27 protein-coding genes are annotated in these 24,308 nt (G+C 65.1%); 18 read left to right on the top strand and 9 right to left on the bottom strand.

Annotation, left to right across the window (positions count from 1 at the left end):
- Positions 1 to 85 precede the first annotated feature (85 nt).
- From ESB00_RS03580 to ESB00_RS03565, 4 genes are all read left to right on the top strand, one after another.
- Positions 86 to 436: a hypothetical protein gene (locus ESB00_RS03580; protein WP_129046358.1), complete on the top strand. Its 351-nt coding sequence runs from the start codon at positions 86 to 88 to the stop codon at positions 434 to 436.
- 129 nt (positions 437 to 565) lie between these two features.
- A complete protein-coding gene (gene rnk / locus ESB00_RS03575) occupies positions 566 to 970 on the top strand; it encodes a nucleoside diphosphate kinase regulator (protein WP_129046357.1) in 405 nt (134 codons plus the stop codon).
- A gap of 237 nt (positions 971 to 1,207) precedes the next feature.
- Positions 1,208 to 1,669: a DUF5069 domain-containing protein gene (locus ESB00_RS03570; RefSeq protein ID WP_129046356.1), complete on the top strand. Its 462-nt coding sequence runs from the start codon at positions 1,208 to 1,210 to the stop codon at positions 1,667 to 1,669.
- 183 nt (positions 1,670 to 1,852) lie between these two features.
- On the top strand, positions 1,853 to 3,073 hold the full coding sequence (locus ESB00_RS03565; RefSeq protein ID WP_164976006.1) for a PEGA domain-containing protein: 1,221 nt from the start codon (positions 1,853 to 1,855) through the stop codon (positions 3,071 to 3,073).
- A 169-nt stretch (positions 3,074 to 3,242) separates the two neighbouring features.
- Here the strand turns inward: ESB00_RS03565 and ESB00_RS03560 are convergent, their stop codons facing one another.
- Positions 3,243 to 3,659, bottom strand: coding sequence for a secondary thiamine-phosphate synthase enzyme YjbQ (locus tag ESB00_RS03560; protein WP_129046354.1), 417 nt, complete (start codon positions 3,657 to 3,659; stop codon positions 3,243 to 3,245).
- 96 nt (positions 3,660 to 3,755) lie between these two features.
- Here ESB00_RS03560 and ESB00_RS03555 point away from each other — a divergent pair, with 96 nt between their 5' ends.
- A complete protein-coding gene (locus ESB00_RS03555; RefSeq protein ID WP_129046353.1) occupies positions 3,756 to 4,466 on the top strand; it encodes a YkgJ family cysteine cluster protein in 711 nt (236 codons plus the stop codon).
- Between the two features lie 42 nt (positions 4,467 to 4,508).
- Here ESB00_RS03555 and ESB00_RS03550 read toward each other — a convergent pair whose 3' ends face one another.
- Positions 4,509 to 6,911: an ABC transporter permease gene (locus ESB00_RS03550; RefSeq protein ID WP_129046352.1), complete on the bottom strand. Its 2,403-nt coding sequence runs from the start codon at positions 6,909 to 6,911 to the stop codon at positions 4,509 to 4,511.
- A gap of 284 nt (positions 6,912 to 7,195) precedes the next feature.
- Between ESB00_RS03550 and ESB00_RS03545 the strand changes: the two genes are divergently transcribed.
- The 4 genes from ESB00_RS03545 to ESB00_RS03530 all read left to right on the top strand — a co-directional run bounded on the left by ESB00_RS03545 (position 7,196) and on the right by ESB00_RS03530 (position 12,575).
- A complete protein-coding gene (locus ESB00_RS03545; protein ID WP_129046351.1) occupies positions 7,196 to 8,296 on the top strand; it encodes an NHL repeat-containing protein in 1,101 nt (366 codons plus the stop codon).
- Between the two features lie 24 nt (positions 8,297 to 8,320).
- On the top strand, positions 8,321 to 9,721 hold the full coding sequence (locus ESB00_RS03540) for a hypothetical protein (RefSeq protein WP_129046350.1): 1,401 nt from the start codon (positions 8,321 to 8,323) through the stop codon (positions 9,719 to 9,721).
- Positions 9,722 to 10,011: 290 nt separating this feature from the next.
- Positions 10,012 to 12,030, top strand: a complete 2,019-nt coding sequence (locus tag ESB00_RS03535) for an ATP-dependent helicase (protein ID WP_129046349.1) — start codon at positions 10,012 to 10,014, stop codon at positions 12,028 to 12,030.
- A 41-nt stretch (positions 12,031 to 12,071) separates the two neighbouring features.
- Positions 12,072 to 12,575, top strand: a complete 504-nt coding sequence (locus ESB00_RS03530) for a hypothetical protein (protein ID WP_129046348.1) — start codon at positions 12,072 to 12,074, stop codon at positions 12,573 to 12,575.
- Positions 12,576 to 12,804: 229 nt separating this feature from the next.
- On the opposite strand, the gene ESB00_RS03525 is transcribed toward ESB00_RS03530, so the two are convergent.
- On the bottom strand, positions 12,805 to 14,019 hold the full coding sequence (locus ESB00_RS03525) for a hypothetical protein (protein ID WP_218938673.1): 1,215 nt from the start codon (positions 14,017 to 14,019) through the stop codon (positions 12,805 to 12,807).
- A gap of 198 nt (positions 14,020 to 14,217) precedes the next feature.
- Between ESB00_RS03525 and ESB00_RS03520 the strand changes: the two genes are divergently transcribed.
- Positions 14,218 to 14,415 carry a hypothetical protein gene (locus ESB00_RS03520; protein WP_129046346.1) on the top strand — a complete coding sequence of 66 codons (198 nt, stop codon included), beginning with the start codon at positions 14,218 to 14,220 and terminating at the stop codon, positions 14,413 to 14,415.
- A gap of 78 nt (positions 14,416 to 14,493) precedes the next feature.
- Positions 14,494 to 14,691 carry a hypothetical protein gene (locus ESB00_RS03515; RefSeq protein ID WP_129046345.1) on the top strand — a complete coding sequence of 66 codons (198 nt, stop codon included), beginning with the start codon at positions 14,494 to 14,496 and terminating at the stop codon, positions 14,689 to 14,691.
- On the opposite strand, the gene ESB00_RS03510 is transcribed toward ESB00_RS03515, so the two are convergent.
- Complete coding sequence (locus tag ESB00_RS03510; protein ID WP_129046344.1) at positions 14,643 to 15,065, bottom strand: type II toxin-antitoxin system VapC family toxin; 423 nt, start codon at positions 15,063 to 15,065, stop codon at positions 14,643 to 14,645. The genes ESB00_RS03515 and ESB00_RS03510 overlap by 49 nt on opposite strands.
- A 333-nt stretch (positions 15,066 to 15,398) precedes the next feature.
- Between ESB00_RS03510 and ESB00_RS03505 the strand changes: the two genes are divergently transcribed.
- The 3 genes from ESB00_RS03505 to ESB00_RS03495 all read left to right on the top strand — a co-directional run bounded on the left by ESB00_RS03505 (position 15,399) and on the right by ESB00_RS03495 (position 17,393).
- Positions 15,399 to 15,596, top strand: coding sequence for a hypothetical protein (locus ESB00_RS03505; protein ID WP_129046343.1), 198 nt, complete (start codon positions 15,399 to 15,401; stop codon positions 15,594 to 15,596).
- A 403-nt stretch (positions 15,597 to 15,999) separates the two neighbouring features.
- Positions 16,000 to 16,953 (top strand): GlxA family transcriptional regulator, encoded by a 954-nt coding sequence (locus tag ESB00_RS03500; protein ID WP_129046342.1) that lies wholly within the window; start codon positions 16,000 to 16,002, stop codon positions 16,951 to 16,953.
- 173 nt (positions 16,954 to 17,126) lie between these two features.
- Positions 17,127 to 17,393 (top strand): DUF4242 domain-containing protein, encoded by a 267-nt coding sequence (locus tag ESB00_RS03495; RefSeq protein WP_342791786.1) that lies wholly within the window; start codon positions 17,127 to 17,129, stop codon positions 17,391 to 17,393.
- Positions 17,394 to 17,604: 211 nt separating this feature from the next.
- On the opposite strand, the gene ESB00_RS03490 is transcribed toward ESB00_RS03495, so the two are convergent.
- Positions 17,605 to 18,084 carry a PDZ domain-containing protein gene (locus ESB00_RS03490; RefSeq protein WP_129046340.1) on the bottom strand — a complete coding sequence of 160 codons (480 nt, stop codon included), beginning with the start codon at positions 18,082 to 18,084 and terminating at the stop codon, positions 17,605 to 17,607.
- Between the two features lie 310 nt (positions 18,085 to 18,394).
- Between ESB00_RS03490 and ESB00_RS19550 the strand changes: the two genes are divergently transcribed.
- Entirely contained in the window at positions 18,395 to 18,544 is a 150-nt protein-coding gene (locus tag ESB00_RS19550; protein ID WP_164976005.1) for a hypothetical protein, read from the top strand.
- Positions 18,545 to 18,789: 245 nt separating this feature from the next.
- Here ESB00_RS19550 and ESB00_RS03485 read toward each other — a convergent pair whose 3' ends face one another.
- A complete protein-coding gene (locus ESB00_RS03485; protein WP_129046339.1) occupies positions 18,790 to 19,581 on the bottom strand; it encodes a DUF3800 domain-containing protein in 792 nt (263 codons plus the stop codon).
- Between the two features lie 453 nt (positions 19,582 to 20,034).
- On the opposite strand from ESB00_RS03485, the gene ESB00_RS03480 reads away from it, so the two are divergent.
- Both ESB00_RS03480 and ESB00_RS19545 read left to right on the top strand, forming a co-directional pair.
- The gene (locus ESB00_RS03480) at positions 20,035 to 20,397 is read left to right on the top strand and encodes a putative quinol monooxygenase (protein WP_129046338.1); all 363 of its coding nucleotides are present in this window, start codon (positions 20,035 to 20,037) and stop codon (positions 20,395 to 20,397) included.
- A gap of 460 nt (positions 20,398 to 20,857) precedes the next feature.
- Positions 20,858 to 21,286 (top strand): YybH family protein, encoded by a 429-nt coding sequence (locus tag ESB00_RS19545; protein WP_164976004.1) that lies wholly within the window; start codon positions 20,858 to 20,860, stop codon positions 21,284 to 21,286.
- A gap of 42 nt (positions 21,287 to 21,328) precedes the next feature.
- On the opposite strand, the gene aqpZ is transcribed toward ESB00_RS19545, so the two are convergent.
- The 3 genes from aqpZ to ESB00_RS03460 all read right to left on the bottom strand — a co-directional run bounded on the left by aqpZ (position 21,329) and on the right by ESB00_RS03460 (position 23,552).
- Positions 21,329 to 22,021: an aquaporin Z gene (gene aqpZ / locus ESB00_RS03470; RefSeq protein ID WP_129046336.1), complete on the bottom strand. Its 693-nt coding sequence runs from the start codon at positions 22,019 to 22,021 to the stop codon at positions 21,329 to 21,331.
- Positions 22,022 to 22,097: 76 nt separating this feature from the next.
- The gene (locus tag ESB00_RS03465; protein ID WP_129046335.1) at positions 22,098 to 22,547 is read right to left on the bottom strand and encodes a DUF5069 domain-containing protein; all 450 of its coding nucleotides are present in this window, start codon (positions 22,545 to 22,547) and stop codon (positions 22,098 to 22,100) included.
- A gap of 360 nt (positions 22,548 to 22,907) precedes the next feature.
- Positions 22,908 to 23,552, bottom strand: a complete 645-nt coding sequence (locus tag ESB00_RS03460) for a hypothetical protein (RefSeq protein WP_129046334.1) — start codon at positions 23,550 to 23,552, stop codon at positions 22,908 to 22,910.
- 163 nt (positions 23,553 to 23,715) lie between these two features.
- On the opposite strand from ESB00_RS03460, the gene ESB00_RS03455 reads away from it, so the two are divergent.
- Positions 23,716 to 24,222, top strand: a complete 507-nt coding sequence (locus ESB00_RS03455) for a hypothetical protein (protein ID WP_129046333.1) — start codon at positions 23,716 to 23,718, stop codon at positions 24,220 to 24,222.
- Positions 24,223 to 24,308: the final 86 nt, after the last annotated feature.

Genomic DNA, 24,308 nt, shown 5'->3' with positions numbered 1-24,308 from the left:
CCGCGCGAGTGCGTGCATTCGCTTTCTGCCCGGCGCCGTCGCGTCCGGGCTTCATCCGCATCACGCGATCAACCCATCCCTCATCATGAATTCCATCATCACCGTCCTCGAACGCCCGTCCTCTCTCCTCCAGTCCGCGCCCGTGCTCAGCCAGAACGGCTTCACCTGCACGCTGCTCACGCTCGCGCCGGACTCCGAAACCTCCCTGCCCGCCAGTCCCTCGCCCGACGACCAGCTGCTGTTCGTCGTCGAGGGCGACATCGCCGTCCATGCCGACGGTGTGACCACCCTGGTCAACCAGGGTGAAGCCCGCCTGCTCAAGCCCGGGGCTTCGCCGGTGCTGACCGCCCGCGCGGGCCGGCCGACGCGCGTGCTGCGCGTGGAAATCCCGCCGCGACAGGTCGTGACCCCGCAGATCATCCGCCCCGGCGCCTGATCGCAGACCGGTTCCGAAAACAATGCCTGCCAAGGTGGGCAGCGCGCTGGCGCGCGCCAAAACGCCGCGCCCGCCTGCGGGCTGCCCACCCACCCGCGGAACTCTAATCCCAACTACCGTCACCTTTTCATGAATCCCACTCCCCTCTACATCACCCGCGACGACCACAACCGTCTCCATCTCCTGATCAACGCCGCGCTCCGCACCAGCCGCTCCGCCGCCCTCGAAAAACTCCGCGGCGAACTCGACCGCGCCGTCGTCATCGATCCCGCCGCCGTGCCGCCCGACATCGTTACCATGGGCTCCACCGTGAAGATCGAGGATCTCTACACGAGCGAGATCGAGGAATATACGCTCACCTATCCCGACCGGGCCGACATCGCGGCCGGCCGGCTGTCCATCCTCGCGCCCATCGGCACGGCCCTGATCGGCTTTCGCGAGGGCAGCATCGTGGACTGGCCCACGCCCGGCGGCATCCGTCGCCTGAAAATCCACCGCGTCACCCAGCCGGCCCTGGCGGAAACGAGAGCCTAGAGCGGACTAAACCGAACTGTGCCCGCGTTGGAGCGCAGTGACAACGTGGTCGTCCTCTGAGCACGCTTTCGCCTGCGGCTTAAGCACGGCCACAAAACCAATCCCCGAGGGCAGCGCGCTGGCGCACCCAGTCCGCGCACCAGACCCGCTGTGCCAACCGGCCGCGGCGGGTCCTGTGCCGGACGTGACCCAGATTCCGTTGGCGTCGCGGCGAGTTCGCACGATGCTGTCCGCACCATGCCCCACGTCCCCGGATTGCGCAGCTGTTACGCCAAGGTCGGCCGTTTCGTCTATTTCGGCCGCATGCTCGACAAGATCCGCCTGCACGCCGCGGGCCGGCTCCCCGCCGAATACCACGCCAACCTCGGCGACAGCCAGACCTACGTCCTCGACGGACGCTGCTGCCGCTTCCTCGGCATCCGCCACGCCGACCTGCGCGAGCGCACGCTCGCCGGCGGCACCGACGAGGAAATCCTCGCGTGGGTCCACGCGCACGGCACCCCGCGCACCGACGAGGAGTGCCACATGTGGAACCGTTTCATCGTGAAACTCGGCTGGCGCGACGAACGTTCCGCCGTCCTGCCCCAGCGCATCAAGGACGCCGGTCTCACCGGCAAACCGATCGAGACCCTCGTGGACCACATCGAGTTCGACGAAGGCCGCGACCCCGTCGCCACCAAGGCCTGGGAATCGGTGTGAGGGCAATTTTAGCCTGAATGGTAGCCGCGTTGGAGCGGAGCGACAACGTGGTCCCGTTCGCACCACGCTTTCGCCTGCGGCTCAAGCGCGGCCACATGCCTGTCGAAGCGGCGGCAGGGCGCCCAGAAACGCGTTGCCCGGGACGCGTTCTCCGGTAAACCCATGGGCGCGGGCCGCCTCTCCATGCATCCACACGCTTCACCCTCCGCGTTCGGCCAGCTGGCCGTAAGCGCCCTTTGCATCGTTCTCCTGCTGGCCGCCGGCTGCAGCAAATCTCCCGAGGAACAGCGCGCCGTCGCCAAGGCCGAAAAAGCGCGCACCACCGGCGCGCTGACCGTGAAGTCCAACCTGCCCGCCGCCACCTTCACGGTCGCGCCCGTGACCAGCGGGACGGAAACCGCCCCTGCTCCGCTCACCGGCAGCCTGGATCAACCGCTCGGCGGCCTGCCCCCGGGCAAGTATGCCGTCACCCTTCGCGCCGACGGCTGGCCCGAGATCGGCGGCCAGGTGGACGTGACCGCCGGGCAGACCGCGGAGATTGCGCTGAACTTCAAAAGCGGCTCCCTCAAACTGGAGTCGGAACCGACCGGCGCCACCGTGAAGCTCGGCGCCACCGCCCTCGGCAAAACGCCGCTCACCATCCCGATGCTCCCGCCGGGCGACTGCACCCTTACCCTGGAGCTGCCGAGCTGGCCGGCTCTCGCCTTCAAAACCACGATCACCGAGGACCAGGAAGCCACCGCCACCGCCCGCCTACCCCACGGAAAACTCACCGTGGCATCGCTCCCGACCGGCGCGAACCTGCTCATCGGCGGCAAGGTCTTCGGCCAGACGCCGGTCGTGTGGCAGCGCATGCCCGCCGGCACCAAGAAACTCACCCTGCAGGCGAAGGACTTTCCCCCGCTCGAACTCACCGTCAACGTGACCGACGGGGCCGACGTGACCATCACCCCCGAGTTGGGCGCCGCGTTTCCCCTGCTCGATGCGCGCGCCATTCTCGCCGACACCTGGGTGCCCGACGACCCCAACCGGCTCACGGCCAGCTTCGAGATCACGGGCCGCTTCGCCCCGAAAAACGGCATCGTCAAAAACCTGAAACGTCAGCGCCTGCACGAGAACTGGCTGACGAAGCGCTACCGCTACTCCGGCACGGTCAAGGCCTACGATCCCAAGAGCGGCGAGATCGAGTTCAACGAGGAGACCGCCGACCAAAGCCGCTACCGCATCGTGGCGACGCCAACTCCCACCGCCCTCGCCGCCCTGAATCTGAACGAGAAAACCGCCAAGGGCGTCACGCTCAACTTTTATGGCCAGCTCACCGGCGTGGAGGAGCCGCGCTGGCCGTCCAAGGTGATCACGTTCGAGCTGACCTCGGTCGAGTTGCTGAAGGGCGACGCGCCGTGACGGTGTGGGTCTGGCCTGTAGCCGCGCTTAAGCCGCAGGCGAAAGCGTGGTCGAAAAACTGTAGCGGCGGTCTGTGACCGCCGGGTGAGTTTCACCCCATGAACGACGACGGTCATAGACCGCCGCTACAGCCGATAGTCGGAACCTGCTCACCCTATTCAGAATCCTCTCACCCCACAAACGTCACCACCACGTTCCGCGTGTGCGGCGCGCGACGGTGTTCCCAGAGGAAGATTCCCTGCCAGGTGCCGAGCAGCAGTTCGCCGTCGGCAAACGGCACGCTCTCGCTGCTCCGCGTGAGCGCCATGCGGATGTGGCTCGGCATGTCGTCGGAGCCTTCGAGCGTGTGCGTGAAATGCGGATCATCCTCCGGCACGAGCCGGTCCAGCCACGCTTCGAGATCGCGCCGCGCGGAGGGATCGGCGTTCTCCATCAGCACGAGACTGCAGCTCGTGTGCTGGCAGAACACCGTGGCCACGCCCTGCTTCAGCCCGCTGGCCCACAGCGCCCGCGCCACTTCGTCGGTGATCTCATAGGTGCCCTTCCCCCGCGTGCGGATCGTGAGAGCGGTCTGGTGAACAGGCATGCCGCGACGCTAGATGCCGCCACCGCGCCCGCAAGCCGCGAGCTCCGCCGGTTATTTGGTTCGCCGGACGTCACCGATTCTGCGCCGATAAGCCTCTTGTCAGCCCTTACTCCAGCCCAGGATAGAGAGCGGCACCGGTTGTTCGGCGCCGCGGTGCAGGGCATGGAGCAGCGCGTGGCCCAGGCCACCAAGGCCGGCCAGATGTTGGAGGCCCTGCGCTGGGGCATGGCGCAACTCGACCGCACGCTTGCGGAGAGTCCGGCGGAGCTCCGCGCCAAGATCGCCTGCCGGGCCGGCTGCGGATACTGCTGCAGCGTGCCCGTGGACGTGCAGGCCCACGAAGTCTTCTACGCCGCCGAGCACATCCAGCGGCATTTCCCGCCCGAGGACCTCGCCGAAGTCGTGGCGCGCACCGCCACCCATCGGGCGGCGTTCACCGGCCTCACCAACGAACAGCGCGCGGACCTGCTCAGTCCCTGCCCCCTGCTCGACGCCGGCGGCAGTTGCTCCATCTACGAGGGCCGGCCGGAAATCTGCCGCGCCCATCACGCGAGCGACGCCGCGGCCTGCGCCGCCTGCACCCATCCGGCGGAGTTCCAGCAAGTCCACATCCCGGCCCTCCAGGCCCGGATGTTCGCGGTGATGCTCGGGCTCGACGAGGCCATCGAGGCCGAGGGCTTCGACGACCGTGCTTACGATTTTGGGTCCGCGCTGAACGAGGCCCTGACCAACAGCCTGTGCCGCGTGCGCTGGTTGCGCCGCGAGGCCGCGTTCCCCGACTCCTGCCTGGCCGACAAGCCGGAGTAAACCGGCCTCAGGTTTCAGATTTCAGGTCTCAGGTTACTCTTTTCAGTCCGCCCGCAGGGCCTCGGTCGGGTCGAGCTTGGCGGCGCGGTGCGCGGGGAGCCAGCAGGCGACGAGCGCGGAGAATCCGACCGCCACCGTGGCGAGGATCAGCGGCACGGCGGTCAGTCCGTCCATGCGGTAAACCAGCGACTTCAGCGTCGAGGCCAGGGCGAAGCTGCCGGCGAGTCCGATCACCAGACCGAGGCCGACCCAGCGGCTGCCCTGCGCGAACACGAGGCGCAGGATGTCGCCCTTGATCGCGCCGATGGCCAGACGCACGCCGATCTCCCGGGTGCGCTGCTGCACATGATAGGAGAGCGTGCCGTAGAGGCCGACGGCCACGAGGCCGAGCGCCGTCACCATGAAAAAGTTCACGAGTCCCGCGATGGCGCGGTCGCCCTTCGTGGCCTGGCCCACGACCTGGCGCATCGTGCGGATGTCCTTCAGGGCGAGTTCGCTGTCGATCGCCGCCAGTTCGCGGCGCAACTGGGGCGCGATCTGGTCAACGGGCAGCGGCGTGCGCAACACGAGGTAGACGCGGCGCCCCCAGTGCCCCTCCGGCACGGTATACATCTCCGGCTGCACCTCGGCGGACGCGCCCCACTGCTTCACGTTCTCGACGACCCCGACCACGCGCACCACATACCACGGCTTCTCCGGCTGGTTGGCGCGCATGATCTCGCCGATCGGGTCCTTGTTGGGCCAGGCCTTGTCCACGGTGGCCTGGTTGACGACCACGCCGCGGATCTCGCCCGTGCGGTCCTCGGTCTGCAGCGTGCGGCCCTTGATCAGGCGCAGGCCCATGGCGGCAAAGTATTCCTCCGTCACCGACGAGCGCTCGACCGACATGCGCCGGATGGACGGGTCATAGACCTCGTCGTTGACCAGCGCGTTGGTGTTGCTGCCGCCTTCGAGCGGCAGCTTCGAGATCATGGCGGCATGCTTGACGCCGGGCAACGCCTTGGCCCGCTCCGTGAGGTCATACCAGACGCGCACGCGCGCGGCGTCTTCCTTGTAACGGTCACCGTTGAGCGAGACTTGGGCGACGATGACCTGATCGGACGACAGCACCTCGTTCTCCTCGAGAATCTTCAGGTAGCCCCGGGCGAAGAGCACCGCGCCGTTGGCGAGCACGAAGGCCACGGCCACCTGCGCGATGATCAGCGCGCGCAGCATGCGGTGCCGCGCCGCGGAGCCGACCGCCCCGCGCGCGTCGGCGCGCAATACGCCGGCCACGGAGGTGCGCATCGCCGCCAGCGCCGGCGGCAACCCCGCCAGCAGCGCCGTGAGGAAGGTCGCCAGCAGACCGAAGCCGAGAGCCGGCGCGCTGAGCACCAGGGCGGCCTTGCGCGCCGCACTGGTGGGGGCGATGGCCTGCAAGACCTCCACGCCGCCGGCCGCCAGCAGCACGCCAAGCCCGGCGCCGGCGAGGGCGAGCACGGCGCTCTCGGTCAGCGCGAGTTTCATCAGGTCGCCGCGCGAGGCCCCGAGCGCGATGCGCACGCCGAATTCGCCGTGACGGCGCGCGCTGCGGGCGAGGAGCATGCTGGCCACGTTGCCGCAGGCCACCAGCAGCACGAGCACAACCGCCCCGAAGAGCAGCCACACGCGCTCCCCGATGTCGCGGGTCATCTCCTCCTGCAGCGACCGCACCAGGAATTCCTTCCGGGTGTTGGAGTTCGGGTAGAGCTGCGTCAGGCGCTTGCCGATGGTCTTCACCTCGGCGTCGGCGGTCGCGACGGTGACGCCGGGCTTCAGCCGCGCGATGCCGAGCAGGTAATGGCTGTCGCGCTGCTGCTTCTCCTTGTCGTCGAACTTGCGGGGCATCCAGAGCTGCGGGTCGTCGGTCCGCATCCACGGGCTGACGAACTCATAATCCTTCGGCATCACGCCGATGACCTCGGCGTCGCCGCCGTTGATGCGGAGCTTGCGGCCGACCACCTGCGGGTCGCCGGCGAAGAACCGCTGCCAGAGGCCGTGGCTGAGGATCACGACTTCCCCTGCGCCGATCGCCTCGTCCGCCGGCTCAAACCAGCGCCCGAGCAGCGGCCTCACGCCGAAGACCTTGAGCACGTCGGCCGAGCCGCTGATGCCCTGGACGGTCTGGGCGTTCTCCGCGCCGACGTTGTAACTCTGCGGCTGGTAAACGGCGAAGCTCTCAAAACTCGTGGCATCCTGGCGCTGGTCGATCGAGTCGGCCGGCGACAGCGGCCAGCCCTGGCCGGACCAGACATGGACCAACCGGTCGGATTCCGGGTAAGAAAAAGGCGCGATGACCAGCGCCTGCAGCGCGCTGAAGATGGCCGTGGTGCTGCCGATGCCGACGGCGAGCGTGACGATGGAAACGAGCGCCAGCCCCCGGGCACGGGAGAGCGAGCGCATGGCAAGACGCAGGTTGGAGAGCATGGCGGTGCGTCCAAAAGAACCCGCCGGCACGCGAAAGGTTACGCACTTTTTCCGCCGTGGCCCAAGGCATGGCTTCAACTCCTACCAACGACCGAAACCTGTCATTCTGAGCGCAGCGAAGAATCCAGAGGGATGACCGCTCCCATTCCTGCGCGACGTGTATCCTGCTGGATTCTTCGCTGCGCTCAGAATGACAAGCCGGGTTTGATAACCGAACTGTCCGCAAAATTGCCCTATGCGCGGTGAAACGACCTGCCTACGGTAACGTCTCCTGCTTCGACCCCATGCCCCTGCCCCCCTGCGCCCGCCGGCTCCTCGCGACCGGCCTCCTTTTGGCTATTCCTGCCTTCATGCCTGCCGCCTACACCCTGACCACGGTGGCCGGCACGGGAGAGGCGGGTTTCAGTGGTGATGGCGGTCCGGCCACCGCCGCGCGAATCAACGACCCCTACGGCGTCGTCCGCGGGCCCGATGGCGCGCTCTGGTTCTGCGAACACAACGGCCACCGCGTCCGGCGCATCGCCCGCGACGGCACAATCAGCACCGTGGCCGGCACCGGCGAACGCGCCTACGCAGGCGACGGCGGGCCCGCCACCGCGGCCGCGCTCAACCTCCCGCACGAGATCCGCTTCGACGCCGCCGGCCATCTCTTCATCGCCGACACCGGTAACAACGCCATCCGCCGCATCGATGCCCGCACCGGCATCATCACCACCGTCGCGGGCGGCCCAAGCCGGCGCGGCTATGCCGGCGACGGCGGCCCGGCCTCCGCGGCTTCATTTCGCGGCCCGCACAGCATCCAGTTCGACTCCGCCGGCCACCTCTATGTCTGCGACGTCGGCAACCACGTGATCCGGCGCATCGACCGAGCCACCGGGATCATCACGACCCTCGCCGGCACGGGCAAACCCGGCCCCACCCCCGACGGCGCACCGCTCGCCGGCACGCCGTTCAACAACCCACGCTCCCTCGACGTGGACCGCGACGGCAACCTCTGGCTCGTCACGCGCGAGGGCAACCAGGTCTTCAAACTGGACCTCGCGGCCGGAGTGATCCGCCACATCGCGGGCACGGGCGCCGCCGGGTTCACCGGTCACGGCGGCCCGGCCCTCGCCGCCACGCTCAGCGGACCCAAGGGCATTGCCCTCGACGCCGACGGCAACGCCTGGCTCGCCGACACCGAGAGCCACACCGTCCGGATGATCAACGCCCGCACCGACACGCTCGACTGGATCGCCGGCACCGGCACCAAGGGCGACGGTGCCGACGGCGACCCCCTCGCTTGCGCCCTCAACCGCCTGCACGGCATCTTCGTCGATGCCGACGGCGCGATCTACTTCGGCGACAGCGAGGCCCACAAGATCCGCGTACTGCGCCGCCGCTAACCCCCTTTCCCCACCGTCACCCCTATGCGCCCCAAAACCCTGCTCACCGGACTCCTGGCCCTCGCCGCCGTCCAAATCCTCAGCCTGCCCGCCGCCGCCCAGATGGGCCGGCGCTTCCCCTCGGAAAAGAAGATCGTCACCGACCCGGTGACCGGCACCCCGCTCACCTTCCTCACGAGCACACCGGCGGGCGACTCCAAGATCTACCCGACGCACCCGCAGTGGACCGCCGACGGCCAGTGGGTCATCTTCCGCTCTAATCGTGTGCGGGGCCAGGCCATGGCCGTGAACGAGCAGACCGGCGACCTCGTGCAGGTGACCGAGACCGGCTACGTCGGCGCACTCTGCATCGCGCAGAAGTCCATGCGCCTCTTCTTCCTGCGCCCGGCCAACCACACCTCGCCCGACGCCTACCCGCGTCCGCCCCGCCCCGGCGAGCCCCGCGGCGAGCGCCCGCCCCCGCAGCCCATGCAGGTCGTGGCCGTGGATCTCGCGCGCCTCTTCGCCGACAGCGCCGCCAACAAGCTCCAGCCGGCCGCCAGCTACGAGACCGTCTTCGGCACCATCTCGCCCGACCTCGGCCAAGGCGGGGAACTCGCCCTCGATGCCAACGAGGACTACGTCTATTTCCGCCTCACCAAGGAGGCCGCGGCCAAACTCCTGCCGCCGGACACGAAGATCGCGGACACCTTCGGCCCGCGCAACATGGGCGCCGGCCCCTCCGGCGTCGGCAAGTTCAACCTCGCCACCGGCGAGGCCTCGCCCGTCGTCGCCGTGCCCTTCCAGGTCGGCCACGTGCAGTCCAACCCGTGGAAGGCCGGCGAAATCGTCTTCTGCTGGGAAACCGGCGGCAAATCCCCGCAGCGCACCTGGACCGTCATGGCCGACGGCACGGGTCTGCGGAAACTCTACCCCGAGGCGCCCTACGACTGGGTGACCCACGAGGCCGTCATCAGCCCCGACGAGGTCGCCATCGCCATCATGGGCCACCGCAAGGTCGGCACCGACGACGCCTGGGGCCCGAGCGGCTCGCGTTTGCACGCCACCGGCCTCGCGATCATCAACCTCCGCAACGACCACTTCTACCTCGCCGGCCAGACCAAGAGCGGCAGCGGCCTGTGGCACGTGCACGGCTCGCCCGACGGCCGCTGGGCCGTGGGCGACGACTTCGCCCGCAGCCTCTACCTGATTGATCGCCGCACCAACGAAATGATGCTGCTCACCGCCGGCCACAAGGACACCGCCGCCGACCACATCCACCCGACCTTCCACCCCGACGGCACCCGCATCCAGATCCAGTCGGCCATGCTCTCCGAGGACAACCGCTCGATGAACATCTGCATCGTCCCTGTGCCCAAGGACTGGCTCGCCCGCACCTACAGCGAGAACGTGCACCCCTCCAAGTCCGACGGCGGCAAACCGTAACCGCCGGTTCGCCCGCATCTCAGCCCGGAGGGCTCGCGTCCCTGCGAGTCGCTTCCTGTGGAAGGCCGGTCTCCCGACCGGCCTTCTTCCGTATGTTCCGTGGGCACCTCGCCTTGGTTTTTTCACGCGAGAGCGAGGACAAGCCCCGGGCAATTTTCTCGCCGGCAGGAATGAACACCAAGGAGCCAAGCAGCCAAGCCCACCCCTTCGCTCCTTCGCTGCTTTGTGTTCTCCCCCTGCTCCCTGCTTGCTTTCTGTCCTCCGCCCCCTGTCCTCTGAGCTCCGCATTCATGGATTTCGAGCTCGATACACCGCACCAACAACCCGGCCCCGCCGGCGTCCCGCCCATCGACTTCCGCGCGGCCCTCAACGACGAGCAGTTCGCCGCGGTCACGGCCGAGCCGGGTCCGCTCCTCGTGCTGGCCGGCGCGGGCTCGGGCAAGACCCGCACCCTCACCTACCGCGTCGCCTACCTCCTCTCCCAGGGCGTGCGCCCGGGCGAGATCCTCCTCCTCACCTTCACCAACAAGGCCGCCAAGGAGATGCTCCACCGCGTGCAGGACCTCACCGGCATCGAGCCGGGCCGCTTCTGGGGCGGCACCTTCCACTCCATCGGCAACCGCGCGCTCCGTATGTTCGGCGACGCCATCGGCCTGCCCAAGAACTTCACCATCCTCGACGCCGACGAGTCCGAAACCCTCCTCAAGCAGGCCGTCGAGTCCGTGGACAAGACCTTCTTCAAGGAGAAGACCAACCCCCGCCCCGGCCCGCTGTTCAGCGTCCTCTCCCTCGCGCGCAACACCCAGCTCTCCATCGCCGACACCGTCACGCGCAACTTTCCCCAATACGCCGAGATCGCCGACCAACTTCCGGCCTTCGCCGCCGCTTACGCCAAGAAGAAGGCCGAGGACAAGGTCACCGACTACGACGACCTGCTCGAGCTCTGGCTCAAGCTCCTCACCGACACGCCCGACGTCGCGCAGTATTTCGCCCACCGTTTCCGCCACGTGCTCGTGGACGAATACCAGGACACCAACACCATCCAGGCGCAGATCGTGGACCGGCTCGCCGCGCATCACCGCGTGATGGCCGTGGGCGACGACGCCCAGTGCATCTACTCGTGGCGCGGCGCGGACTTCGAGAACATCATGACGTTCCCCGACCGCCACCCGGGCACCGTCATCCACCGCATCGAGACCAACTACCGCTCCACGCCCGAGATCCTCACCTTCGCCAACGGCGTGCTCAACGCCCAGCCCAAGGGCCGCCACTTCGACAAGGAACTCCGCGCCCACCGCAAGCACGGCCAGAAGCCCGCCGTCATCCAGGCCATGGACGACAAGGAGCAGGCCGCCTTCGTGCTCAAGCGCATCCAGTCCCTCATCGAGAACGAGGGCGTGTCGGCCAACGAGATCGCCGTCCTCTACCGCTCGCACTTCCTCGCCCTCGAGATGCAGCTCGCGCTCACCCGCGCCGGCATGCCCTACACCATCACCAGCGGCGTGAAGTTCTTTGAGCGCCAGCACGTGCGCGACCTCATCGCCGTCCTCAACTTCGTCTATAACCCCGCCAACACCTCGGCGTGGAACCGCATCGCCATCCTCCTGCCCAAGGTCGGCGAGAAGGGCGCGTCGAAGATCTACGCCGCCGCCCTCGACCACGCGAAGCTCATGCAGCAGAATTTCGTGGACGCCCTCGCCACCGACGACGTCGCCAGCAAGGTCCCGAAGGACGCCAAGCCCGACTGGCCCAACTTCTGCGCCTCGCTCCGTCAGGTCTATGATGCGATGAACGACCAGAAGCCGAGCGACGCCGTCGAGGTCGCCATCGACGGCTGGTATGGCGACTACATGAAGGGCGAATACGCCGACTACACCGACCGCGTCGAGGAGTTGAAGGGCCTGATCGGCTTCGCGTCGCAGTTCACGCAGATGTCGGAATTTCTCGCCCAGATCATGCTCCTCAACGGCGAGACCAGCGAGAAGCAGATCGATCACGACCAGGAGTCCATCAAGCTCACGACGATCCACCAGGCCAAGGGCCTCGAATACGACGTCGTTTTCCTGATCGGCGCCGCCGAAGGCCAGTTCCCCGGCTACCGCACGATCGAGAGCGGCGACTTCGAGGAGGAACGCCGCCTCTTCTACGTTGCCGTCACCCGCGCCAAGAACGAGCTCTACCTCAGCTACCCTAGAGTCGCCAGCCGCCCCGGCCCCGGCGGCATGATGCTACAGCCGACGAGATTCCTGCAGGAGCTTCCGAACGATTTGTATGATGAGTTACGGATAAAGCGAACCTTCGGGTGGTAACACCGTTCACTCAGCTGCTCGGCCAACGTAAGCCCAAACTCATGAGCTCAAACATTCAAGAAGCTGTCGGGCGCGTGGTAATGTTATTTCAAGTGACTGAGCGAAATTTGACCGATGTCCTAGCGAAACTTCTCTCAGCAAGGTCCATCAATGAGAGGCATGTATTTCTAGGCGCACTTAGCTTTGGTCAGAAAGTTGATCTATACTCAGCTTTAGTGCACCAGCGAGGCACGAAACAACAATGGTCAATCTGTAGGCATGCGTGTCGGTATCTGCTCGCAGCTGAAGCCTACAGAAACTCCATTGTGCATTCCGATTATTCGCCGCTATTTAGCTCACGAGACCCTGATGCTTGGTTGAAGATGAAGGTTACCATCAGAGGCGGAAAGGGGCTGAAATTAATTAAACGCGTAGTGAACGCTAAGGATATTGATTCGGCCTGCGACGTCATGAGCACTACTTGGGTGTATGCTGTGTCGGAACTAAAGGATACTGCGAAGCAGGAAAAAGTTCTGGTTGCTGCTACCCGTGCCCTGAGTTTGTGAGACAACCGGCCGGTTTTGAAAACCCTAGGCCTCAACGTCACCGCTAACCACGGCGTAGCTTCAGCGAAGACGGGTCACCCGCGCCAAGAACGAATTCTACATCACCCACCCAAGAGTCGCCAGCAGCACGGCCCGGGCGGGATGATTCTCCAGCCGACTCGCTTCCTCCAAGAGCAGCCGAGCGACCTTTACCACGAGCTGAGAATTTAGCGTTTTTTCAGCTGCTATATTAGGCGCCTATCTTTCCCCAGCGAAGGTAGAATGCAAAAAAGGGATCGGTTATATGAAGTTTTTTCTCCGACTCCTCGAAATCGATTACAGGTGTAGAACTCTGGTCCGTGGCTGCGATTTTAGCCATATGCTTTAACACACGCACGACTTCCTGCATCTGCGGAATACCCTGAACAGAAACTTCCTTAATTGCTGCACGCAGATTTTCATACTCCAGACTAACCAGTCCGGGTTTCAGAAATGCTAACGCGTGCAAAACCAGCTCATAAATATCCACCTTCTTACCTTGCTTCAGCTCACGCTGCATTCTGTCAGACCTTTGTCGTGGCCCCCTTGCCAATTTCTCAAAAATTGGTCGTCCAATTGACTCGGCAACTTCTCGAAAAATATCCTCCAGCTCATTGTTATCGAGAAACAGATCCTCACCGTCTTTCTTTTCCCGAAACCTTTTCGACCTACAAATCTCGCGACAAAATTCCTGCATTAAATGTGGGCTGCCCATTGCATTCTCTGCTAATAGCTGCTGCGGAATGGGCATCAGATATGTGCCTAGAAGCGGAAACCCTGTATTCGAAATAAATCGCAGCTCATCATCTGCCCAAGACCGTATTTGAACGGGATGAATTCTGCCGGTCATTTCTCGCTCTACTTTAATGGCGTCATACCGACGATGCGGAATTGCAATTATCACTACTGGCAGCCCTTCAAAGATCAGCTGCTTAAGAGCTCTTACCACGCTACCCTGGATCTCTTTTGGCAAATAGTGAAAATCATCGATAACAAGCGGCGTTTTCCTTTCTCGCATCGCTTGCAATGCCGCAACTCTCGCAGAGACAGCACGAGCCCTGCTTATTGTTTTGCCACTTTTTTGGGCGATCCCCGCGTTAATTTCACCGCCGCCTTTAAAGACAAAGAGGTCCATCTGCGCTCCTCCTTTACTACCTGCTGAGAGTGTGCGTTCGGTCTGATCACTGATTTGGACTGTTTGGGTAACATCCAAGGCTTCGATTACAATTTGCCAAAAATCGTCCTCTGTTTTGACCGCTCCTCCGTCTACCCAAATCGATATATTTCTAGGCAGAACCCTCTGAGTGAGGACCGTCTTACCTGACTTAGTATGTCCTGTAACTATGACTAGTTTACATAAATTTCTTTCGGACTCTCGAACCCTTTCCTCCAGTTTTTGTTCAGAACGAGGATTGTAGGTGTGCACGGGAAACCCGCCTGGGACGAATACCGCGGAATAGTCTGCATGCATATTTTCAGATAAAGGCGATATGTGAAAATGGGGCGAGGATGAATCCAACGTGAACTAAATCCTCTACGACTAACAGTCCAAGTAATCGCGTGATCCCCGGACCGTTGTTTGTTGTTTCCTCCCAGCACGGCTTCACGCCTTATAATTCGGTCCATGCCTCTTTCGAAATCCCCTGACGCCTTCAAGCTGCGGACCCTCTTCATGGGCTCCCTCGGCACGATTCCCGAGAGCCATGCGCGCACCGTAGGCAAGAAGCAGCTCGCCGCCTGGCTCAAAGAGGGCCTCCTCGAACACCGCCCCGCCGAAAAGCTCTACGCCCTCACCCCCAAGGGCGAAGCCCGGATCGGGTAGTCCGCCGTTCGCGTTCTCCGCACCTCATTTCGCCGCTGCCACCGGGAACCCGTTGCTGGACTGAGCATCTTACTGGCCATGAAACGCAGCCGTAAAACCAAGGGTCCGACCTTCGACGCCGACGGCTATCAGACCAACCTTACCGACCTCAACGGCACGCCCTTACCCGATCTCGACAAGGTCCGAGCGGTGGCGCACTGGGGCGTCACCGGAACAGGCAGTGGCAATCACCGCGGACAGACCAGCGGCAGCGCCTCATTGCGGAAGCGGCGGTAGATGCCGAAATCCCGCACATCCAGGGTCACGATCTTCGCGGCGGGGTGCATCTCCGAGAGCATGACCAGCGACGCATCGCACACGTCCATCCGCGGATACTTGGCCAGCAGCGTGCGCAGTCGCCCGGTCGCCAGCCCGAACGGTGCCAGCAGCCGCAGGTGCCCGCCGTCGGCCAATTCCACCAAGGCCGCCACCTCGGGCGTATTGCCGCCGAGTTGGTAGCACGCCTCGGCGAAGACCGCCTCGGAGGTCCACAGCACTTCGTCCACCGCCTGCAAGGCCTGCGTGGACCACGCATGCCACTGATCCCGCCGGCTGAACCAGCCGATCAACGGACCTGCATCAACGAGATACCGGACGTCCGAAGCCTTCACGGGTCGAGAGGTCGGGTGGCGCGTCCTTCAACATGCCCCGATACTTTGCCGCCGCGGCGGCAAAGCTCGTGCCATTGGAACGCGCCCCCTTCGCCACCGGACGGCCCGTGTGCCCGTTGCGGCGAGTGGAAGCGGTTTTGATCATGCTCTTCACGCCGGCACCCTACCCCGCCTTTGCCCCTAAACAAGTTCGTTGTTTCCTGCCTTTGCGCCCTCAGCGTCATCTGCGCGAAGCATGCCGACGCATCGCATGCGAAGCCGGAACAGCTCGCGTGTTGCCGCTAGACTGCCCCGCCGGCGCCAGCCCAGTTGCCCTCAGCCCTCGCCCGGTCCATGCCCCTCTCGAAATCCCCTGACGCCTTCAAGCTGCGGACCCTCTTCATGGGCTCCCTCGGCACGATCCCCGAGAGCCATGCGCGCACGGTGGGCAAGAAACAGCTCACCGCCTGGATCAAAGCGGGCCTCCTCGAACACCGCCCCGCCGAAAAATGCTACGCCCTCACCCCCAAGGGCGAAGCCCGGATCGGGTAAGCCGAGGAATCACCGATCCTGGTTTAACCACTAATGCTCCGCCTACCGGCTGCGCTACGGAGTGCAGCTACGCCTAATCGGCTTCGCTTCGGGGCTTCGGGGGCCGGCTAATCGCCGGCTGACAATCGAACTTTCCAGCTTCCCAGCGGCGATTTCAGCCGCAGCGCAGGCTGCGCGACTGATCCCGGGCTGCCAGCAGGCAGCAACAGGAAGCCGCTCCCCGGAACCAAAACCGGAGCCGATAAGGCGTAGGGGATTTTAAAGCGTAGCCGTTAGGCGGAGCATCAGTGGTTAAAATCAGTTCGGCGTTCCCTGCCGAGGTTTGACCTTTCCCTTGCCCCCGCTGGACCAAGCGGGCTTTGACGTTCCGGCCCGGAGCACCCATGCTGCCCGAGCAGTTGCCATGCGCGTCGTATTCTTCATTCCGCCCGATGTGACCGCGCTCGACCTGGTCGGGCCGTTGCAGGTCTTCCAGATGGCGGCCATCCATTCCGGCGAGGCCTATGAATTCGTGATGTGCGGCCTGAACCGGTCGGAGCCGGTGGCGGGCAACCTGCAGTTCGGCAACCTGCGGTCCTACCGCCGGGTCGCGCTCGCCCGCGACGACATCCTCGTGGTGGCCGGATTCCAAGGCGCGACCGAGCCGGCGGTGCGGGCGATGCGGCGGCATCCCGCGTTTTTCGAATGGATCCGGCGCGCCAGCCGCGACGGCGCGACCGTCTGCTCCACCTGCACCGGCGCGTTTTTCCTCGCGGAGGCGGGCGTGCTGGACGGCAAGCCGTGCGTCACGCACTGGGCCGACAACGCGGACCTGCAGCGCCAGTATCCCCGCACGCAGGTGCGCTCGGGCATCCTGTTCGCGGAGGCCGGCCATGTGTTCACGAGCGCCGGCGTCGCCGCGGGCATCGACCTGGCCATCCATCTGGTCGCGCAGCGCCACGGGTCGCGGCTGGCGTTCGAGGTGGCGCGCCGGCTCGTGATCTACCTGCGCCGCCACGGCGAGTCGGAGCAGGACAGCATCTACCTGCGCTACCGCAACCACCTCGACGATGTCGTGCACCGCGCGCAGACCCTGCTGATCGAGCACCTCGACGCGCCGCCGGGCATCGAGCTGCTGGCGGCGCGGGTCGGCTCGAGTCCCCGGAACCTGTCGCGCCGGTTCCAGCGCAGCCTCGGCCTCTCGATCGGGGCCTATCTCCGCGAGCTGCGCCTCGAGCGGGCCCGGGCGCTGCTGCGCGAAGACGGTTCCAAGGTGGAGGACGTGGCCCGCGCCTGCGGCTTCAGCGACGGCCGCCAGCTGCGCAACCTCTACCGCGGGCACTTCGGCCATTCGCCCCGCGCCCGGCTGCCAGCCTGAGGGCGGCGCGGCTGGCCGGGAAATTCCGGTCCTTGTCCTAGGGGGCCCGGCCTCGCCTGCGCTAGACTCCGCGCATGAACACGACCCATCTGCTGCTCGCCTCGTTGCTGGGTGTCATCACCTCGGCTTCCGCTCTCGCCAATTCCTCCCCGGCGCCCACGGCCGGCCACAACCTGTATGTGATCGAGCGGAACATCCCCGCCGCGGGCAAACTCACGCCCGAACAGCTCCGCGACATCTCCCGCACCTCCTGCGGCGTCCTGAAGGACCTCGGTCCCGAGATCCAGTGGGTGCAGAGCTATGTGACCGGCGACAAGATCTACTGCATCTACATGGCGCCGAACGAGGAGATGATCCGCGAACACGCCAAGCGCGGCGGTTTCCCGGCTGACTCCGTGAGCAAGGTGGCAAACGTCATCAGCCCCAAGACCGCGGAATAGGCCGGGCGAAACCGCTCCCGTAGGAAAAACTCCATGCCCTCACCCCCAAGGGCGAAGCCCGGATCGGGTAACCATCCGTGGTTAATCCTTCCGGTGGTTTGGGGCGGCCGGTCAGGGGCAGGCTTTGTCGTTTGCGGTCAGACCCATGCCGCCCATCCGCACCGTCAGGGCAATCCTGGCCTGACCCCGTTGGCTGGCCCATTTCCGCCGCTCAGCGCTTCGGGGCCATCCGGCCGGCGATGAGTTCCACGAATTGCGGCAGGGTCTGGGTGGAAGTGTGGACCAGCAGCCGGATGCGGTCGCCCGCTTTCCGCTCAAACAGCCCGCGCCGCAGCCCGTCGCGCGGAAGGTTCTCCAGCAACACGCCGTCCACCGCCATGATCTCGTCCCCCATCACGAGACCGGCGACCGCCGCGTGCGAGCGGGGCGCGACATTACCGATCACGATCCATTGGATCGGGCCGCCCTGCCGTACGCCTTGGTTCGTCACCACAGTCAGCCCGAAATCCGTCAAGCCGTCCGGCGCGACCGACAGGCCGAAGACATCGCCGGCCTGCAGCTCGGCGCGAGTCCGCGCGCCGACCTGAGAGGCGATGGGCGGATCCACGGCCGGGGAGCCACAACCCGCGAGCAATAGCACGGCCAGCACCAGGAAGCGCCGGCAAGAGGTGGGGGTCAGGCCGGCGATCATGCCCACAACCTGCGCGCACTTCCCGGCAAATGACAGGCTTATCGTCGTCCGCCGTCGCAATAGCCTCCCTGCGCCCCGCCCACTCAGCCGGCCTGGGGTCGAACAACGGCCGAACTGAAGACGTCACGTCTTGATTCTTCACTGACCCAGCCAACCCCGGCCCAGTTGCAACCTACGTCCCTCGGCTCATGCCCCTCTCGAAATCCCCCGCAGCCCTCAAACTCCGCACCTTCTTGAACGCCGCCCGAGGCGGCGTCCTAATCTCGCCCGTGAAACCCCGCAGCCAGCTGCGGGGAAAGTGACAGTATTCATGGGCTCCCTCGGCACGATTCCCGAGAGCCATGCGCGCACCGTGGGCAAAAAGCAGCTCACCGCCTGGATCAAAGAGGGCCTCCTCGAACACCGCCCCGCCGAAAAACGCTACGCCCTCACCGCCAAGGGCGAAGCCCGGATCGGGTAACAGGGCCAGGCTCAGGTTAAGGCCGTGTCTCGCGAAGGAAGAGATAGGACCGAAGGGAGTGGCGCTTGGCCTTCGCCTCCTTCGTAACCTTCGCGAGAGACATTCCGGGGTTTGCCCTAATGCCGGCACCACACCATGCCGCCACTTGACAGCCCGGACCATCCCTCGCATCTTGTCCTCAAGTCGGACTGGAAATTTCCGGTCGGCGCTGGGTCTCTGGGAATCCCCGGAGGCCCTTCGCATTTTCAGGGGATGATCTTAAGCCCCCAGCCCTCCACCCGACCCGCCGGACTGGCGCGCAGTTTTTGATGGATGATGTCGTAGGCCCGGTTCGGCTGCGCCGGTCGAAAATGCTTCAATCCCACCGGCCGCGCCATCAGGTCCGCCATTTGCAACCCGGTCGAATTCGCCGCCTTGGGAATCATGTAATGCCGAAACAGCAGCTTCTTCCGAAGGACGTTCTCGCCATCACAAACCCGCCGGAACGCCAGCTCCAACTCCGCATCTTCCTTCCGCCCGCGACACTCAAGGATGACTGGCGTCTCGCGACTTCCCTGCCCCAGTCCGTCAAGATGACGGAAGACCCGTTCAAGGCCTGCCTCCAGCGCGTAGCTGTAGGGTCCGACCGGTTCACTGTATTTCGCCACGAACGCCGGCTTGTCTATCACCACGGCCACCACGGTGACCGGCAGCTCCTGCATGATGCCCGTCAACTTCGCGTTGAACCGTTCCCGGGCCGGTTGGGAGTGAAGAAACAGAAAATCACCCTTGGGTTTCCGTAGCTCATGTTCATGCAGCACGACTTCATCATGCCCCCAGGTCTCGAATTTGAACCGTTGCACCGCCGGACAGACTTTCTCCAGATAGTCGGCCTTTCTGAAAATCGCGAAGAGCAGCACGAAGACCGGATAATCCGGCGACACTCTTTCCAATCCGTGATCGCCGCTTTCATCCACATAGACGATGTAGTCCCCAAGCGGGGCATCATGCCCAAGCGGCGCTTTACTTCCGGCCGGATCTGTCGATGGTGAGGTCACTGTCCCGGGGCAATTCCTAGCTTCAGTGGCGCTTCAAAAAGCCGCTGATGATGAATCCCGGGTTTTTTATTGCCCGGATTCCCGCCAACGGAAAACCCACCGCGTGGAAGCGGTGGGTCGGTCTTTGCCCGCCTACGGGCGTAACGGTATTAAAATGAGACGGATGGCGGGCCATGGTTTTACCGCCTTGGCCCCGGCGAAAGTCACGGAGACAATCTGTCCGCTGTCGCTGCCTCAAGCGCAAATTCCCTCCGGCTGAACCAGCCGATCAGCGGAACCGCTCCCCTCTTAAACAAGTCCGTTGTTTCCCACCTTCGCGTCCTCCGCACTCTCTTGTCGCGCCGTAGCGGCAGCGCGAAGTCGGATCGCGAGAGACCTTCCGAGGGTTGACCTTAGCGTTGCGGTCCCGGCGGATCCGGGACTGTCTAGCTGCCAACCCCCAACCGCCACCCCATGAACTACCCCGCCAACGTCGTCAGCATCCATCCCTACTTCAAGGCCCACCCCGGCAAGCTGGCGGCGTTCAAGGCCGCCATGCCGGTGTTCATCGAGAAAACCCGCACGGAAACGGGCAACCTGTTTTACGAGTTCACCGTGAACGGCGACGAGGTCTTCTGCCGCGAGGCCTACGTCGGCGCCGCGGGCGCACTGGCCCACCTGGCCAATGTCGGCCCGGAGCTCGCCGAGATTTTCAAGATCGCCACCCTGACGCGCCTGGAAATCCACGGCCCGGCCGCCGAACTCGACCAGTTGCGCGGACCAATGGCCCAGATGAACCCCGCGTGGTTCGTCCTCGAAGCCGGCCTGCGGCGGTGAACCAGCGCGGCGAAAGTCCGGCTCAGGGTTTCCGCTGGCCGCGGACCACGTCGAACCAGCAGACGTGGTGAGGCAGTTGTTCGTAGTTTCTTCCCAGCCCGATTTCCGTCAGTTCAGAGCAATGTCTCGCGAAGCAAGCGAAGGGACCAAAGGCAAGCGGGACCGGGCCTTCGTAACCTTCGCGAGAAACAATCCGGGGCTCGAACTTCTTAGATGGGTCGTATATCCTGAAAGATGGAACGCGCTGACCCAGCGCGTTGCGACGAAGCCGCTGCGAACCAGCGCCTTGGGGTCAAGTCGCTCCACCTTCTCTTGCCTCCTCCGGATTGAACCAGGGCCGTCTTGCGGCCCTCGCCCAACCGGGGAACTTAAATTGGTCTCGGCCCGCATTTGTGCTCCGTCATGCTTTTTGTGTCCGCCCCATCCAGACCTGATCGTCGTCCCTATACCGCAAACTCCCATGAGCAATGACGCCCGACCGATCCACGCCCTGATCGAACAATATTGTGACGCCGCCCTGCGGAAGGATGCCGAGGCCATGCTTCGCCTCTACGACGCGGACGTCCGGATTTTTGACCTGTGGGACCGGGCTTCGGTCCGCGGTGAGGCGGAGTGGGCGCCGACGGTGCGCCGCTGGCTGGGCGGTCTCGGCTCCGAGACGGTGCATGTCACCTTCGAGAATGTCGAAATCCGTGCCGCGAGCGACCTCGCCACCGTCACGGCGTTCGTCCGCTTCCAAGCGCGCGACCAGGCCGGCGCCGTGCTGCGGCAGATGGTCAGCCGGCTCACGTGGTCGCTCGCGCGCCGCGACCCGGACTGGCGGATCATCCACCAGCACACCTCCATCCCGATCGACTCGCAGTCCATTGTCCCAAAGTTCAACGGCTGACCCGCGGGACCGGCCTCGCCAGAGGCGCGCGCACCCGCCGGGTCAACGCTCGTCGTCCAGCCAGCGGTAGAGCAGACCGCCAAAGATGGCGCCCGCGATCGGCGCGACCCAGAACAGCCAGAGCTGCGAGAGCGCCCAGCCCCCGACGAAGAGCGCCGGGCCCGTGCTGCGGGCCGGGTTCACCGAGGTGTTGGTGACCGGAATCGAAACCAGGTGGATCAGTGTCAGTGCGAGGCCGATGGCAAGAGGGGCAAAACCGGCCGGAGCGCGCTTGCTGGTCGCGCCAAAGATCACGAACAGGAACACGGCGGTCAGCGCAAACTCGGTGACGAACGCCGCTCCGAGACTGTATTTGCCCGGCGAATGCTCCGCGTAGCCATTGGACGCGAAACCGCCGGCGAGATCGAAACCCGGCGCGCCGCTCGCAATCACGTAGAGCAGGCCCGCCGCCGTGATGCCGCCGACGACCTGCGCCACCACGTAACCGGGAATCTGGCCGGCCGGAAAACGCCCGCCCGCAGCAAGGCCGATCGTGACCGCCGGATTGAAATGTCCGCCAGAGATGTGGCCGACCGCGTAGGCCATCGTCAGCACCGTGAGGCCGAAAGCGAGCGACACGCCGAGCAGGCCGATGCCCACCTGCGGAAAGCCGGCGGCGATCACCGCGCTGCCACAACCCGCAAACGTAAGCCAGAAAGTGCCGATCGCCTCCGCCGCGTATTTTTTCATTTGCATGGTGGGTTTCTCCCTTGGCCGCGCAAATTGCCCGCCGCGGCGAAAACCGTCAAGACGCCTTGTCCGGGCCTCGCTGTCACGCGATCACGCCGGCGGGCTTGCGGCCTTCCTCGACGTCGAACAGGTCGAACCACGTGACGATGTCCTTGCGGCGGCCGAGGCCGCTCGCGGCCTTTTCCTCCGCCACGCCGCCGCTCGCCTCGTCGCGCCAGCCGCGCTTCGCCATGAAAGTATTCCAGATCGCGATCTGCTCCGATGTCTTCTTGCCGCCCACCTTGAGGCACCAGCGCAGGACCTGCGCGTCGGTGCCGCCCTGCTTCACGCGCTTCACCAGCGCCGGGTATTTCACGCCGAGGAACCGGCAGCACCGCGCGTCGTAGAAATACCAGTCACGCTCGCCGAGGTTGGCCACATAGTCCGCCGGCAATTTGCCCGCCGCGTGCAGCCGGATCTTGTCGAGCATCCGGCCGAAATAGACCAAACCGCCGACCTTGTCATGGGGACTCCGCAAACCGGGGATTTTCATGCCCGCACGCTGGCCGACGAGAGCCCGACCGCCAAGCCCAACCCCCGCCCGATCAATCCCGCCCGCAGGCCCGGCAATCAATCACGACAATCAACACAAGCGCGAGACACAGGGCCGGGATAATGAGGGTGGAAAGCATGTGGGGTATGCTTGGACAGACTGATCAGCCTTAAAATCGTTCAAAGATGCCGTCACTTTAGCCAGGTATTCCGCGGCCGGTCGGATGCGGCCGATTTTTACCATTGGCTGCTGTTCCGCGTAACCGGAGCTGGGCTTGAGTCCCGCGCTCACGGGAGGAAAGCGTGGTCTCCGCATGACCACCACCTTGTCGCTGCGCTCCAAGGCGGCTACCCCTACCCGCTACCGCCAATGGCGCGTCATCTCATTCAGTCCGTCAATGTCGGTCTGGATCTGGATCCTTTCCTCCGGCGTCTTGGCCTGATCGAGCGCGAGCGTGAGCACCTTGACCAAGTCGAGCACCTCCGTCCGTTTCTTCGCCAGGGCGGCGCTGGCCTCGCTGGAATAGCCGCCCAGCCGCAGGAACGGGGGATTCAGAAACCGCTCCAGCCAAGAGGGCTCCGCGGCCCGGGCGGCAATTCGGTCTTCCAACGCCTGCCGCGACTCCAGCTCCGCGAGCTGGGCCTTCAGCTTCGTGACCCGCTCCGCGGTGACCTCCATCTTGGGCAAAACCAGCACATCCGGGTCGGTCGTCCCCACGCCGTTCGTGCCGGGCGAACCGGGCTTGGCGTAGGCGGCTGGTTTCTCCGCAACCTGTTCGGCCCGCGCGGCGACGACTTCCGGAGCCGCCTCCAATCCCACCGGCCGCCGGTCCTTGGCTTGCAGAAAGGCCTTGAACGAACCGCCCTCGGCGGCGGCCGAAGCTTCACCGCTCGCCGGACGCCCGGGACTGGCTGTCGCACCCGGAGGCAACCGGGGCCGCTCTTTCGGCTCCGCGGCGCCGCCGTCGATCACGGTCAGCAAGGCGAGGAGCAGCAGCCGTTTCATGGGGTGAGCCTGTGACGACCGCCGCGCGGGTCGAGCGTTCCGTTCAATTCCGGTTCGCTCCTCAGGACCCTCGGTTTTCTCGGCCGCTTCCAAGAATTCTCCCGCAGGATCGCCTTGGGCGGACGGGGCGGACGCGCGACGATGTATCCAAACTAGGAACCTCATGCGCCTGTTTCCCCTCCTCGTCCTGAGCGTCGCAACGCTGGCCGCCGCCCCCGCGCGCGACGGTCTTCGCGAGATCGTCCACCCGCAGGCGGACCTGCCTGCGTTCCGTTGCCTCGTGCCGGCGGACTGGCGCAGCTCGGTGGACACCATGGGCAACCTCCAGGTCTCCAACCCCGCCGGCAGCGTCTTCTTCTCCTTTTCGTTCGCCCACGCGCCCAACCCGGCCGATGCCCACGACACCCTCGCCCGCGCCGTGCTCAACGGCGGGAGCAACCCGCCTTGGGACAGTCGCGAGCCGGTCGAAATCTCCGGGCACCGCGGCTACCGCTACGCCGCCCGCGTCAAATCCGGCAAGGACCTCGTCCGGGCCGAACTCCTGATCGTCGCGGTGGGCGACCGCCACCTCGCCACCTGTTCGGTGATATTCACCGACCGCCTCAAGCCCGCCGACGAAACCACCGCGCGGCTCGTGCAAGCCGCCGTGAAGCTGCTGGCCACCCCGTAGGCGCGGCCGCCTCGTCTGCCGCTGTGCGCCCGCCGGCAGCGCGACTGTGCCGGTCGGCGCGCGAGCGGGGATTGTCGTCACGCAGC

The sequence above is a fragment of the Oleiharenicola lentus genome, assembly GCF_004118375.1.
Classification (GTDB): domain Bacteria; phylum Verrucomicrobiota; class Verrucomicrobiia; order Opitutales; family Opitutaceae; genus Lacunisphaera; species Lacunisphaera lenta.
The sequence above is the reverse complement of the archived record's forward strand: the minus strand, read 5'-3'. Positions and strand labels throughout refer to the sequence as shown.